At 65.3% G+C, this 11,163-nt stretch carries 14 protein-coding genes; 9 read left to right on the top strand and 5 right to left on the bottom strand.

Translation table 11 applies throughout. The features are described from left to right. The first annotated feature begins 29 nt into the window (after positions 1-29). Both I3J27_RS18880 and I3J27_RS18875 read left to right on the top strand, forming a co-directional pair. Positions 30-1,211, top strand: a complete 1,182-nt coding sequence (locus I3J27_RS18880) for a bifunctional 2-C-methyl-D-erythritol 4-phosphate cytidylyltransferase/2-C-methyl-D-erythritol 2,4-cyclodiphosphate synthase (protein ID WP_270172306.1) — start codon at positions 30-32, stop codon at positions 1,209-1,211. Between the two features lie 3 nt (positions 1,212-1,214). Beyond that, entirely contained in the window at positions 1,215-1,826 is a 612-nt protein-coding gene (locus I3J27_RS18875) for a CinA family protein (RefSeq protein WP_270172303.1), read from the top strand. Positions 1,827-1,835: 9 nt separating this feature from the next. On the opposite strand, the gene I3J27_RS18870 is transcribed toward I3J27_RS18875, so the two are convergent. From I3J27_RS18870 to I3J27_RS18860, 3 genes are all read right to left on the bottom strand, one after another. Then, positions 1,836-2,261 carry a GFA family protein gene (locus tag I3J27_RS18870; protein WP_270172300.1) on the bottom strand — a complete coding sequence of 142 codons (426 nt, stop codon included), beginning with the start codon at positions 2,259-2,261 and terminating at the stop codon, positions 1,836-1,838. Positions 2,262-2,322: 61 nt separating this feature from the next. Beyond that, on the bottom strand, positions 2,323-3,099 hold the full coding sequence (locus tag I3J27_RS18865) for a mechanosensitive ion channel family protein (protein WP_270172297.1): 777 nt from the start codon (positions 3,097-3,099) through the stop codon (positions 2,323-2,325). A 55-nt stretch (positions 3,100-3,154) separates the two neighbouring features. Further along, positions 3,155-3,382 carry a hypothetical protein gene (locus tag I3J27_RS18860; protein ID WP_270172294.1) on the bottom strand — a complete coding sequence of 76 codons (228 nt, stop codon included), beginning with the start codon at positions 3,380-3,382 and terminating at the stop codon, positions 3,155-3,157. Positions 3,383-3,785: 403 nt separating this feature from the next. Between I3J27_RS18860 and I3J27_RS18855 the strand changes: the two genes are divergently transcribed. From I3J27_RS18855 to I3J27_RS18830, 6 genes are read left to right on the top strand one after another with little or no spacing between them, the layout of a single operon-like run. Continuing rightward, positions 3,786-4,442 carry a c-type cytochrome gene (locus tag I3J27_RS18855; protein ID WP_270172836.1) on the top strand — a complete coding sequence of 219 codons (657 nt, stop codon included), beginning with the start codon at positions 3,786-3,788 and terminating at the stop codon, positions 4,440-4,442. Between the two features lie 11 nt (positions 4,443-4,453). Beyond that, on the top strand, positions 4,454-5,692 hold the full coding sequence (locus I3J27_RS18850) for a cytochrome c (RefSeq protein ID WP_270172835.1): 1,239 nt from the start codon (positions 4,454-4,456) through the stop codon (positions 5,690-5,692). Positions 5,693-5,711: 19 nt separating this feature from the next. Further along, complete coding sequence (locus I3J27_RS18845) at positions 5,712-5,888, top strand: hypothetical protein (protein ID WP_018641890.1); 177 nt, start codon at positions 5,712-5,714, stop codon at positions 5,886-5,888. Beyond that, entirely contained in the window at positions 5,885-6,460 is a 576-nt protein-coding gene (locus tag I3J27_RS18840) for a cupredoxin domain-containing protein (protein ID WP_270172289.1), read from the top strand. Before I3J27_RS18845 ends, I3J27_RS18840 begins: the two co-directional genes overlap by 4 nt. Continuing rightward, positions 6,447-8,069 carry a b(o/a)3-type cytochrome-c oxidase subunit 1 gene (locus I3J27_RS18835; protein ID WP_270172286.1) on the top strand — a complete coding sequence of 541 codons (1,623 nt, stop codon included), beginning with the start codon at positions 6,447-6,449 and terminating at the stop codon, positions 8,067-8,069. Before I3J27_RS18840 ends, I3J27_RS18835 begins: the two co-directional genes overlap by 14 nt. Next, a complete protein-coding gene (locus I3J27_RS18830) occupies positions 8,069-8,884 on the top strand; it encodes a c-type cytochrome (protein ID WP_270172283.1) in 816 nt (271 codons plus the stop codon). Before I3J27_RS18835 ends, I3J27_RS18830 begins: the two co-directional genes overlap by 1 nt. Positions 8,885-8,993: 109 nt before the next feature. Here the strand turns inward: I3J27_RS18830 and I3J27_RS18825 are convergent, their stop codons facing one another. Both I3J27_RS18825 and lipA read right to left on the bottom strand, forming a co-directional pair. Beyond that, complete coding sequence (locus tag I3J27_RS18825) at positions 8,994-9,464, bottom strand: type II toxin-antitoxin system RatA family toxin (protein WP_270172280.1); 471 nt, start codon at positions 9,462-9,464, stop codon at positions 8,994-8,996. A gap of 6 nt (positions 9,465-9,470) precedes the next feature. Continuing rightward, a complete protein-coding gene (gene lipA / locus I3J27_RS18820) occupies positions 9,471-10,427 on the bottom strand; it encodes a lipoyl synthase (protein ID WP_270172278.1) in 957 nt (318 codons plus the stop codon). Between the two features lie 130 nt (positions 10,428-10,557). On the opposite strand from lipA, the gene I3J27_RS18815 reads away from it, so the two are divergent. Further along, entirely contained in the window at positions 10,558-11,160 is a 603-nt protein-coding gene (locus I3J27_RS18815; protein WP_270172275.1) for a DNA-3-methyladenine glycosylase, read from the top strand. Positions 11,161-11,163: the final 3 nt, after the last annotated feature.

The raw sequence follows: 11,163 nt of genomic DNA, 5'->3' as shown, positions 1-11,163 counted from the left end.
CGTCATCACCAACCGGGTATCTGAGTCCTATGGCGAAATCACAGCGCACCGCAGTCGTTCTTGTCGCGGCCGGACGCGGCCTGCGCGCCGGCGCGGGCGGGCCGAAGCAATATCGCGAGATCGGCGGCGTGCCCGTGATCTATCGCGCCATGGAAGCCTTCAGCCGCCATGCCGATGTCTTCGCGGTGCAGCCTGTGGTGAACCCCGACGACAGCGCCATGTTCACGGCAGCGGTCGCAGGATTGAAGCACGAGGCGCCGACCAATGGCGGTGCGACGCGTCAGGCGTCCGTGCTCGCCGGTCTCGAAGCGCTTGCCAAGCACAAGCCCGACATCGTCCTGATCCACGACGCCGCGCGTCCCTTCGTCTCGGAAGGCGTGATCTCGCGTGCGATCGAAGCGGCCAGCCGCACCGGCGCCGCGATCCCCGTCGTTCACGTCACTGACACCATCAAGGTCACCGGCGAGAGCGGCCATGTCGAGGACACGCCGGACCGAGCGCGCTTGCGAATCGCGCAGACGCCGCAATCCTTTCGTTTCGACGTCATCCTCGAGGCGCATCGTCGCGCGGCAAAGGACGGGCGCTCTGATTTCACCGACGATGCCGCGATTGCCGAATGGGCGGGATTGACGGTTGCAACCTTTGAAGGCGATGTTGCCAACATGAAGCTCACCACTCCCGAAGACTTCGTGCGCGAGGAAGCGCGCCTCGCCAGCCTGCTCGGCGACATCAGGACCGGCACCGGCTATGATGTGCACGCCTTCGGCGAAGGCGACCATCTCATGCTCTGCGGCGTGCGCGTGCCTCACAGCAAGGGTTTCCTGGCCCATTCGGACGGCGATGTCGGCCTGCATGCGCTGGTCGACGCCATTCTCGGCGCGCTTGCCGACGGCGACATCGGCTCGCACTTTCCGCCGAGCGATGCGAGGTGGAAGGGCGCCTCCTCCGACCAGTTCCTGAAATACGCCATCGAGCGCGTCACCCAGCGCGGCGGCCGCGTTGCCAATCTCGAGGTGACGATGATCTGCGAGCGGCCGAAGATCGGCCCGCTGCGCGACACCATGCGCGCGCGCATCGCCGAGATCTCCGGCGTCGACATCTCCCGCGTCGCCGTGAAGGCAACAACCAGCGAGCGGCTCGGCTTCACCGGCCGCGAGGAGGGCATCGCGGCCACCGCGAGCGCCACCATCCGCCTCCCCTGGAGCGTCTAGGCCATGGGCGGCAGCGACGCACGCGCCCTCTCCCGCTCGCTGCTCGATCTGTGCCGGATGCGCAAGCTGACGATCGCGACCGCTGAATCCTGCACCGGCGGTCTCGTCGCAGGCGCACTGACCGATATCCCCGGCTCCTCCGATGTGATTGACCGCGGCTTCGTCACCTATTCCAACGACGCCAAGCGCGCCATGCTCGGCGTCGAGGCCGGCACGCTCACCAATTTCGGCGCCGTCAGCAAGGAGACCGCAATTGCAATGGCGGTGGGCGCGCTGGAGCGCGCAGGCGTCGACCTTGCAGTCGCCATCACCGGCATCGCCGGCCCCGGCGGCGCGACGCCGGGCAAGCCGGTCGGCCTCGTTCATTTCGCCGCCGCCGCGCGCGACGGCCGCATCATCCATCGTGAGCATCGCTTTGGCGCAATCGGCCGAACCGCGGTGCGCGCCCGCTCGGTGGTCGAGGCGTTGCGCATGCTGATGGACCTCGCCCGCGGCCCGCAGGCCCAGCCCAAACCGCGCCGCGCCGCTGCCGCAACCCGCCTGCGTCCCCGCGTGACCCGCTCGCCGCGCCGGCACGCCGTGAAGCGCAGACCGCCGCGCTCGCCGCGGGGCTGAGCGGCATCCTCAGTCAGCCGGGATGAAGCGGAGTGTGCCTGCCCGGCGCGTTGGCATGCCCGTGTCGTTGGTGTGATTGATGCCATCCATGACGGGCACGTCAGAGAAATCGAACGGGCTGACCCCGTCCAGGCAAGCCACGTTGACGGCATAGAGCGACTGGTCGGACCGTCGCTGATGATGCGTATATATTCCGCAGCGAGAGCAGAAGAAATGCTGCGCTGATCCGGTATGGAAGCGGTAGCTTGTCAGCGCATCCTCGCCATCGAGGAACCTGATCCCGCCCATTTCAGCCATGACAACGACGGCGCCTCGCATGCGGCAGTAGGAGCAAGTGCAGCGGCGGATCGAATTGAATCCATCGCTGAGCGTCGCCTCGAAGCACACCGCGCCGCAATGGCACCGCCCGGTCCGAACGTTCGTGTCCCCCGCCATCTTGCGCGTGTCTCCTGTTCAGATCCCTTCTACGATATCGCACACAAGGACACCACGCTCTTCACGCCGCCGCGAGCAGCGCGCTCGCATGGTCGAGCACGCGCTGCTTGACCGCATCGGCGTCGGACGGCTTCACCTTTGCGCTCACGGTCAATTCCACGACGGGCGCCGTGGGATCGGCGGCGATCACCTTCGATACATTGACCGACGGCGCGGCCCCCTCGTCGACGCGAGGATCTTCGCGCAACTCCTTCAGGATCCGGTCCGCCAGTGCATTGGCCGAGCCAGCCCTGACCGGGAACGTCACCTTGACCTCGCCCGTGCCGGGATAGGCGCTGTGATTGATGATCGCAGCGCCCCACACCTGCCCGTTCGGCAACAGGATCTGCGTGTTGTCGGGCGCGACCAGTTCGGTCATGAACAGCGACAGTGACCTGATCTTCCCCGCCTTGCCGCCGACCTCGACGTCGTCACCGATATGGAAGGGCCGGAACAGCAGCAGCATCACGCCGGCGGCGAGATTGGACAGCGTCCCCTGCAATGCGAGGCCAATGGCGAGCGAAGTCGCGCCCAGCACGGCGACGAGGCTTGCGGTCTGGATGCCGAACAGCTGAAGCACGGCGATGCCGACCACCGCCAGCACACCGTAACGCGTGACGCTGGACACGAACAAGGTCACCAGCGGATCGACCCGATGGCCGACGTTCAGCACGCGCGTGACGAAGCGTTGCATGGCGCCGGACAGATACCAGCCGATCGCCAGCAGCAGGATCGCGTAGATCGCGTTCAGCCCATACAGGACGAGCGACGCTTTCAGCGTGTCGAAATTGATGGTCATGAGGTCTCCAACCCGGACAATCCGGAGAGAACTCGCCGCAGCGCGAAACGATCCCTCAGCGATCCCGCCGATCGCTGCAGGTTCCACGGATTGGCCGGGTACGATCACGGCCTCGTCCGTCAATCCGGTGCATGACGGGAAGTTTCTGTTCAATCGCCTTTGCCAAAACCGTTCCGGTGGTTCGGCCGAGCTCTTTCGCGATCATCGTGACCGGCTTGGTGCCCGCCAGACTTCTAAGCCTGCGAAGATCGTCCTCGCTCCACGATTGCTTCCAGCGTGCCATGTCCGTCGATCCAGCGAGCCGAGCCCCCGGACATAGTAGTTGGGCACTGCAGAACATGCAGCTGATCAGGGTGTGCCGCATGCGGCAAGGGGTGTTGCGTCAGTAAGGGACGTATTGGCACAAACTGCACTTGCCACGGCGCCAGCCGGGAGAAAACCGCGGATTCGCGAGTTGCATCTGCTTTTCAGAAAGCACGCAAATTTTGTCGAAATCGATCGGGATCGCAAATGTGCAGCCGCGACCAAACGTCGTTGGTCCCTTCCCGTCTTGCGCGCGACTATATTGGCGCAATAATGCCGCTCTACGTTGTGGCCAGGAATCAACCCGGTCCTGCTTTCTGGAGGGCGACGGCGTGTTCGCTCGCTACCCTGCTTTGGCCTTCGCCATTGCCACCTTGGCCGCCATGGATGGTGCGGTCGCACAAACGGCCAACCAGCCGCCCGATACGATGGCGGCGCGGGTGGAAGCGTGCACGCCCTGTCACGGCAACAAGGGCGAAGGCACTAGCGACGTCTATTTCCCGCGCCTTGCCGGCAAGCCGGCCGGCTATCTCTACAACCAGCTCCTCGCCTTCCGCAGCGGCCGGCGCAAATACCCGCCGATGAACTATCTGCTGGAGTTTCTGCCCGATCCGTATCTGGAGGCGATGGCGGAATATTTTGCCAGCGAGCACCCGCCACTGCCGCAACCCTCGCCGAGTGAGGTCAGCAAGGACATGCTGGCGCAGGGCGAGCTGCTTGCGACCAGCGGCGATGCCGGCCGCAACATTCCGGCCTGTGTGAGCTGCCACGGTCCGGGGCTCACGGGCATGCAGCCCGGCATCCCCGGCCTGCTTGGCCTCCGCGCCAACTACATCAGCGCCCAGCTCGGCGCCTGGCGTTACGGCACCCGCACGGCAAAATCGCCCGACTGCATGCAGCTCGTCGCCGGCCATCTGACCGAGGCCGACGTCACCGCCGTCGCGGCCTGGCTTGCAACGCGGACGGCGCCCGCCAATCCGGCTCCCGTTCCGAAAGGCACCTATGCGCTGCCGTTCGGCTGCGGCAGCCAGCCCAACTGACGAGGCGGATGATGGGCTCGAAACTGTCGATCACGCTGTTCGCTCTCGCCGCGCTCACCACGGCTGCGCAAGCGCAGGACAAGGCCGGCGATATCATCGCGCGCGGCGAATATCTCGCCCGCGCCGGCGACTGCACCGCCTGCCACACCGCACCCGAAGGCCGCCTGTTCGCCGGCGGCCGTGCCATGCCGACCCCGTTCGGCACGCTCTACACCTCCAACATCACGCCTGATGCGGATACCGGGATCGGAAAGTGGAGCGCCGACGATTTCTACAAGACCATGCACAGCGGTCGCTTCCCGGACGGCGGGCTGATCTATCCGGCGATGCCGTTTGCGTCCTACACCAAGGTCACGCGCGCCGACAGCGACGCGATCTTCGCGTATCTGCGCGCGATCCAGCCGGTGAACCAGAAGAACAAGCCGCACGAGCTGCGCTTTCCCTATGACAATCGCCAGCTCATCCTCGGCTGGCGCACGCTGTTCTTCAGCGAGGGCGAGTTCAAGCCGGATCCGAAAAAATCGGCGGAATGGAATCGCGGTGCTTATCTGGTCGAGGGCCTCGGCCATTGCGGCATGTGCCATTCGCCGATCAACGCGCTCGGCGGCACCTCGCAAGCGGACGCGTTCAAGGGCGGCCTGATCCCGATGCAGAACTGGTACGCGCCCTCGCTGACGTCCAATCGCGAGGCGGGTCTCGGCGACTGGAGCATCAAGGACATCACCGACCTGCTCCAGACCGGCGTATCCATGCGCGGCGTGGTCTACGGTCCGATGGCCGAGGTCGTGCACAACAGCCTGCAATATCTCAACGACGAGGACACGCGCGCCATGGCGGTGTACCTCAAGGGCATCGCGGAGCCCTCACCGCCGCCACCGGCGAGCTCGACGCTGCCGACCACCGAGAGCAGCCTGCTGATCAGTCTCGGCAAGACCGTCTACGACAAGAGCTGCGCGAGCTGTCATGGCCTCCAGGGCGAAGGCAAGCCGCCGCACTGGCCGCCGCTCGCCAACAACCAGTCGATCGAGATGCAATCGGCGGTCAATCCGATCCGCATGGTGCTCAATGGCGGTTATCCGCCGGGCACCAAGGGCAATCCGATGCCCTACGGCATGCCGCCGTTCGCCGGCCTTCTCTCCGACAACGAGGTCGCTGCCGTCGTCTCCTACATCCGCACCGCCTGGGGCAATCGCGGCACGCCGGTCTCGGCGCGCGAGGCCAACGAGCTGCGCTCCGCACCGCTGAACTGAGAGGCGCCAGAGAACCGTCATGATCAACTCCGATCCGCCGACCAGCCCAGCCGCCGCCGACCAGGCCGTCGAGGAGGTCGTTGCGCAGGGACCGTCCGGCGCGATCGTGCTTGCCGGCATTGCCACGGCCTGCGTGGTCGCGATGTGGCTAGCCTTCTACCTGTTCGTCTTCCTGCCGCGCGGGCCGCTGCAATGAGTGCCGAGCAAGCCCACAGCGACGGCAGCGCCAGCGCCGAGGTCGCGGCCCGCGTCGAGCGGCGCTGGGCCACCATTGCCGTGATCATCATCGTGATGATGGCGTTGCTCGCCGCGTTCGCCGGGATTCATCGTGCGACCATGCCGCAGCCGCGTGTCGAGACCACCGATCCCTCGCGGCTGCATCTGTCCGGCGAATTCGTCGAGAGCAATCTCGGCAGCGTGCTCGAAGCCAACGGCAATGTCACCGTGCGCGCGATCGGCCAGCAATATTCCTTCACGCCGGCCTGCATCGTGGTGCCCTCGGATACGCCGATCACGCTGCGCGCCACCAGCGCCGACGTCGTGCACGGCATCCTGATCCAGGGCACCAACGTCAACACCATGCTGGTGCCGGGCTACATCTCAGAGCAGCTGATGCGCTTCGCGAAGACCGGCGACTATCTGATGCCCTGCCAGGAATTCTGCTCCTTCGGCCACGAGGGCATGTGGGGCAAGGTCAAGGTGATCGACAAGGCCGAATTCGCCGATCGCGCGAAGGGTGGCGGGAGGCTGAGCTGTGTTGGTCAATAGGAAGCTCATCCTCGCCCATTTCTGGCTGGCCTTCGCCGTGTTCGGCATCGCCCTTACGCTCGGCGCCTGGCAGATGTTCATCCGCAGCCCGATCGGCACATGGCTGTCCAATCCAGAGCTGTATTACCGCTCGCTGACCGCGCACGGCACGGTGATGGGCTACGTGTTCCCGACCCTGGTCGCGATGGGCTTCGGCTATGCCATCAGCGAGTCCGCGCTGCAGCAGCGCCTGGTCGGCGTGCGCTGGGCCTGGACCGGGTTCTGGCTGATCGTCATCGGCAGCGTCATGGCGGTGATCCCGATCGCAATGGGGCGCGCCTCGGTGCTCTACACCTTCTATCCGCCGCTGATCGGCAACGTCTTCTACTACCTCGGCGTCGTTCTGGTCGTGGTCGGCTCCTGGATCTGGGTCGCGCTGATGTCGATCAACCTGCACGTCTGGCGCAAGGCCCATCCTGGCGCGCCGGTACCGCTGGCGATGTTTGCCAATGTCGCGGGCTCATATTTGTGGGCGTGGACCGCGGTCGGTGCCGCGCTCGAGTTGCTGCTCCAGATCATTCCCGTCGCGGCGGGGCTGAAGGCCACCATCGATGCGGGCCTCGCCCGCGTGTTCTTCTCCTGGACGCTGCACGCCATCGTCTATTTCTGGCTGATGCCGACCTACATCGCCTATTACACCATCGTGCCGCGCGCGATCGGCGGCCGGGTCTATTCCGACAGCATGGCGCGGATCTCCTTCATCCTGTTCCTGGTGGTGGCGATGCCGATCGGCATGCACCACACCTTTGCCGATCCACAGGTCGGCGCCGGCTTCAAGTTCATCCATTCGGCCTTTACGGCGCTGGTTGCGCTGCCGACGCTGCTGACCGTGTTCACGATCTGCGCCTCGGTCGAGATCGCGGCGCGCCTGCGCGGTGGCCGCGGCCTGTTCGGCTGGATCAAGGCCCTGCCCTGGGACAATCCGATGATGCTGGCGCTGGCGTTCTCGTTCGTCATGCTTGGTTTCGGCGGCGCCGGCGGCCTCATCAACATGAGCTATCAGCTCGACGCCTCCATCCACAACACGCAGTGGATCACCGGCCACTTCCACCTGATCTTCGGCGGCGCCATCGTGATCATGTACTTTGCGATCGCCTATGATCTGTGGCCGCATCTGACCGGGCGCGAGCTGATCGATCTCCGCCTGATCCGCACCCAGCTCTGGCTGTGGTTCATCGGCATGATCGTCACGACCTTCCCGTGGCACTGGGTCGGCATCTTGGGCATGCCGCGCCGCATGGCCTATTTCGACTTTGGCGATCCCGCGATCGCGCCGCAGGCGCTCTCGGTCACGTTCTCGGCGATCGGCGGCTTTATCCTGCTGGCGTCGGGCATCATGTTCATCGTCATCCTGGCGCGCGGCATGCGCGCGCCGCAGGCCGACGCCGGTCCGTATCGCTTCGCGCTGGCCGTGCATCAGCCGGCAACCGTCCCGGTCGCGCTCAACACCCACGGACTGTGGGTGGCGCTGATGATCGGCCTCACGCTCACCAATTACGGCTATCCGATCCTGAACCTGGCGCTGAGCGAGGGCACATCCGTGCCGGCTGTCTATGTGGGAGCGCAGTGATGAGCACGCGCGACCTCTTCACCTTCCGTAACAGGCACTTCACCATTGGCGTCGGCATCACCGCGGCGATCCTGATCGTGACGGCGATTGCCGGCTTCATCGTGCTGCCCTTCGCGCAGCCCTGGGTCCAGTTCGCAAACGTCTGGGATGCGATCTGCAGCGCGGCTGGCGTGCCGCAGCGCGCGGCGAGCGTGACGGCGCCCGAACAGACAAAACGTCTCTCGGGGGTCGTGCTGACCTCCCGCACGCTGTCGCGTCCGAGCCAGGAGGCGATCGGCCGCGGCGCCACCTTGGCGCAGCGCTGCGCGATCTGCCACGGCCCGACCGGCATCAGCCGTGCGGATTCGCCCAATCTCGCCGGGCAGTATGCGGCGGTGATCTACAAGGAGCTGCACGATTTCCGGTCCGGCGCGCGCACCAATGCCGTGATGTCACCCTTCGCCGTCAATCTGACGGACCAGGAGATCGCCGATCTCTCGAACTATTACGCCTATCTGCCGCGGCTTCCGGCCTATCATCCGACGCCACAACTGCCGAAACCCAACATCGTCATCTACGGCGCACCGATGCGTGGCATCGCACCTTGCGGCTCCTGCCACGGCAGTCTCGACAACAAGACCGGCAGTCCGTGGCTGGAGGGGCAGTCCGAGGCCTACATGAAGGCGCAGCTCCAGGCCTTCGCGACCGGCGAGCGCCGCAATGACATCAGCCAGCAGATGCGCAACATCGCACGCGCGATGACGCCGCAGGAGATCGAGACCGCCGCCGCGTACTACGCCTCGCAGCCGCCGGACGTGGTGAAAGCGGTGGATTGAGTGCCGCCGTCATTGCGAGCGAAGCGAAGCAATCCAGAATGTCTCCGCTGAAGCAATCTGGATTGCTTCGTCGCTTCGCTCCTCGCAATGACGGTGGAGGGAGAATACCCTACGACGACGCCAGCTTCGGCCGGCCGTAAATCGCGTCCGCCCGCTTCTCGAACGCTATGGAGAACCGCGCGAAGGCCGCATCGAACATCGAGCCCATCAGCATCGCCAGCATGCGGCTCTTGAATTCGTAAGACAGGAAGAATCCGACGTCGCAGACGCCCTCACCTTTGGGCTCGAACGTCCAGCGGTTCTCGAGATTGCTGAACGGGCCTTGCAGATATTCGACCAGGATCTTCAAGTTCGCGCGGTCGAGCGTCACGCGGCTGGTGAAGGATTCCTTGACCAGCTTGAACGACACCGTCATGTCGGCGATCAGCACCTCGGTGCCGTCGGGCTTGGCCATGCGCTGGCGTACCTTCAGCGCGCTGCACAGCGGCACGAATTCCGGGTAGCGCTCGACGTCGGCGACCAGATCGAACATCTCGGATGCGCTGTGATTGACACGGCGCTTGCTCGAAAATTTGGGCATGGCGGTTCAGCGGGCGCTGGCTGCCCGCGCGGCCTTCAGTCTCGCAAAGTCCTCGCCGGCATGATGCGACGAACGGGTGAGCGGGCTCGCAGACACCATCAGGAAGCCCTTGGTATAGGCGACCTTCTCGTAGGACGAGAACTCGTCCGGCGGCACGTAGCGCATCACGGCGTGGTGTTTGCGGGTCGGCTGGAGATATTGCCCGATGGTCAGGAAGTCGACGTCGGCCGAACGCAGATCGTCCATCACCTGCTGCACCTCGTGGCGCTCCTCGCCGAGGCCGACCATGATGCCGGACTTCGTGAAGATGGTGGGATCGAGTTCCTTGACCCGCTGCAGCAGCCGGATCGAGTGGAAGTAGCGCGCGCCGGGCCGGACCGTCAGGTAGCGCGACGGCACGGTCTCGAGATTGTGGTTGAAGACGTCGGGCTTCGCCGCAGCGACGACTTCCAGAGCCCCCTCCTTGCGCAGGAAGTCCGGCGTCAGGATCTCGATCGTGGTCGAGGGGCATGCGGCCCGGATCGCGCGGATGGTCTGGGCGAAATGCTCGGCGCCGCCGTCGGCGAGGTCGTCACGGTCGACCGAGGTGATGACGACGTGGGCGAGGCCCAGCTTGGCCGTCGCCTCCGCCACATGCTGCGGCTCGGCCGCATCCAGCGCATTGGGCATGCCGGTCTTGACGTTGCAGAACGCGCAGGCACGGGTGCAGGTGTCACCCATGATCATGAAGGTCGCGTGCTTCTTGTCCCAGCACTCGCCGATGTTCGGGCAGCCCGCCTCCTCGCACACCGTGTGCAGGCCATTGGCGCGCACGATGTTGCGGGTGTCGGCATAGCCGCGGGTATTGGGCGCGCGCACGCGGATCCAGTCCGGCTTCGGCGGCGAAGCGGAATCGGGGCGATTCACCTTTTCGGGGTGACGCGGGCGCAACGGGTTCGAGATAGTGTCGACAATAACGACCATGGGCTGTCCGGTCTGTTCAGGTCCTACCTAGTCGGTCTGGCTGCCTGCCGCAACCCGGCTCGCGCCGCCTCGGGGAACATGGCAGATATGGGCAATATCCTGCTCTGTTCTCAGGCGATTCTCACCTCGAATGGCTCCAGCCTCGAAAGCCTCCGCACCTCGGCTCGGCAAAGCCCTGAAGCGTGCCTTCTTCGACCGTAACGTCCGCGAGGTCGCGCACGACCTGATCGGTGCCACCATGCTGGTCGACGGCGTGGGCGGCCTCATCGTCGAGGTCGAGGCCTATCATCATACCGAGCCGGCGGCGCACTCCTACAACGGTCCGACGCCGCGGAACCAGATCATGTTCGGCCCGCCGGGTTTTGCCTATGTCTACCGCTCCTACGGCATCCACTGGTGCGTCAACTTCGTCTGCGAGGAGGAAGGCTCGGCGAGCGCCGTGCTGATCCGCGCGCTGGAGCCGACGCACGGAATCGCCGCGATGCGCCGCCGCCGCCATCTCCAGGATTTGCATGCGCTCTGCTCGGGCCCGGGCAAGCTGACCGAAGCACTCGGCATCACTATCGCGCACAACACCCTGCCGCTTGACCGGCCGCCGATTGCGCTGCATGCGCGGACCGAAGATGTCGAGGTGGTGACCGGCATCCGGATCGGCATCACCAAGGCCGTCGAACTGCCCTGGCGCTATGGCGTCAGGGGCTCGAAATTCCTCAGCAAGCCGTTTCCGAAATAGGCC

This window comes from Bradyrhizobium xenonodulans (genome assembly GCF_027594865.1).
In the GTDB taxonomy this organism is placed as follows: Bacteria; Pseudomonadota; Alphaproteobacteria; order Rhizobiales; family Xanthobacteraceae; genus Bradyrhizobium; species Bradyrhizobium xenonodulans.
The sequence above is the reverse complement of the archived record's forward strand: the minus strand, read 5'-3'. Positions and strand labels throughout refer to the sequence as shown.

Excerpts from the sequence above, each read along its gene's own strand:
- I3J27_RS18875 (WP_270172303.1), top strand. The coding sequence starts at position 1,215 with ATGGGCGGCAGCGACGCACGCGCCCTCTCCCGCTCGCTGCTCGATCTG.
- I3J27_RS18855 (WP_270172836.1), top strand. The coding sequence starts at position 3,786 with ATGGATGGTGCGGTCGCACAAACGGCCAACCAGCCGCCCGATACGATG.
- I3J27_RS18865 (WP_270172297.1), bottom strand. The coding sequence starts at position 3,099 with ATGACCATCAATTTCGACACGCTGAAAGCGTCGCTCGTCCTGTATGGG.
- I3J27_RS18830 (WP_270172283.1), top strand. The coding sequence starts at position 8,069 with ATGAGCACGCGCGACCTCTTCACCTTCCGTAACAGGCACTTCACCATT.
- lipA (WP_270172278.1), bottom strand. The coding sequence starts at position 10,427 with ATGGTCGTTATTGTCGACACTATCTCGAACCCGTTGCGCCCGCGTCAC.
- I3J27_RS18825 (WP_270172280.1), bottom strand. The coding sequence starts at position 9,464 with ATGCCCAAATTTTCGAGCAAGCGCCGTGTCAATCACAGCGCATCCGAG.
- I3J27_RS18845 (WP_018641890.1), top strand. The coding sequence starts at position 5,712 with ATGATCAACTCCGATCCGCCGACCAGCCCAGCCGCCGCCGACCAGGCC.
- I3J27_RS18850 (WP_270172835.1), top strand. The coding sequence starts at position 4,454 with ATGGGCTCGAAACTGTCGATCACGCTGTTCGCTCTCGCCGCGCTCACC.
- I3J27_RS18815 (WP_270172275.1), top strand. The coding sequence starts at position 10,558 with ATGGCTCCAGCCTCGAAAGCCTCCGCACCTCGGCTCGGCAAAGCCCTG.
- I3J27_RS18870 (WP_270172300.1), bottom strand. The coding sequence starts at position 2,261 with ATGGCGGGGGACACGAACGTTCGGACCGGGCGGTGCCATTGCGGCGCG.
- I3J27_RS18860 (WP_270172294.1), bottom strand. The coding sequence starts at position 3,382 with ATGGCACGCTGGAAGCAATCGTGGAGCGAGGACGATCTTCGCAGGCTT.
- I3J27_RS18880 (WP_270172306.1), top strand. The coding sequence starts at position 30 with ATGGCGAAATCACAGCGCACCGCAGTCGTTCTTGTCGCGGCCGGACGC.
- I3J27_RS18840 (WP_270172289.1), top strand. The coding sequence starts at position 5,885 with ATGAGTGCCGAGCAAGCCCACAGCGACGGCAGCGCCAGCGCCGAGGTC.